Annotated in this window: 1 pseudogene; it reads left to right on the top strand. The window is 50.1% G+C overall.

The annotated features are described in order from the left end of the window. Positions 1-53: 53 nt before the first annotated feature. Positions 54-1,135 (top strand): annotated as a pseudogene (locus ACJHWT_RS25395) (IS3 family transposase); the annotation flags it as partial.

The following is a 1,135-nucleotide window of genomic DNA, read 5'->3' as shown; positions in this document are numbered from 1 at the left end:
TGACCCGTCCTGAATAGCGTTGACACGTTCCTGACTTAAATCCGGAGAACGTGATGATGACTGAGTTCAAACGCACCCAACGTGATTATCCTCTATCCTTTAAAATAGCTGTTGTTGAGCAGGTTGAAAAAGGCGAGATGACCTATAAACAGGCCCAGCAGCGGTATGGCATTCAGGGGCGCTCCACCGTTCTTGTCTGGTTACGTAAATATGGCCGGCTTGACTGGAGTCCTGGACTTCCTGACCTGGTGAAGAGGAAACTGCCTGTGACTCAGACAACTATCCCGCTCACACCCGAGCAAAGAATCAGGGAACTTGAAGCGCAGCTTGAGCTGGCGAACCAGAAAGCTGAGTTTTTTGAGTCAGTTATCAATGTCCTTAAAAATGATTACGGGGTGAGTATCGTAAAAAAGCGGCCCGGCAAGTCCTCGCGCAAAGTCCGGCCCCCAAAATAACTGTGACGCGTGCATGTCTGTTCCTGGGACACAGCAGACAGGCATGGTATCAGGACAACACAAGGCGCAGAAAACGGCAGGAACATCATGCTCAGGTTCTTGATTTTGTTGCCCGTGTCAGATGTCGTCAGCCCCGAATCGGTGCGCGTAAGCTGCACTATCTGCTGAACACTCAGGCCGATAAAAGGCTGAATATCGGGCGAGACCGCCTGTTTAACCTGCTCGATGAATACCGACTCCTGGTGCCAGTAAAACGGGCATATCACAAAACTACCAACAGTCATCATCGCTTCTACCGACATCCAAACCTGCTTAAACCAGGCCCTGAACAGGTTACCGCTCTTGAACCAGAACAGGTCTGGGTCGCCGATATTACTTACCTTCCACTGCGCAATGGTACGGCCTATCTGAGTCTGGTCACCGATGCCTGCTCCAGAAAAATTATGGGCTACCATGTTGGGGAAAACCTGCAGACAGAAAATGTGGTAAAAGCGTTCAGACAGGCGCTGAGGCTGAGAAAAACGACGAGTCCCCTGGTGCATCATTCTGACAGGGGGCTGCAATACTGTTCAGCGCTCTATCAGTCAGTTCATGAAAGAAATGGAATAACCTGTTCAATGACGGATGGTTATGACTGCTACCAGAACGCACTGGCTGAGCGAATAAACGGTATCCTGAAA

It is taken from the genome of Escherichia sp. WS338, assembly GCF_046486405.1.
Taxonomy (GTDB): domain Bacteria; phylum Pseudomonadota; class Gammaproteobacteria; order Enterobacterales; family Enterobacteriaceae; genus Escherichia; species Escherichia coli.
This window is presented reverse-complemented; position numbering and strand designations above follow the sequence as displayed.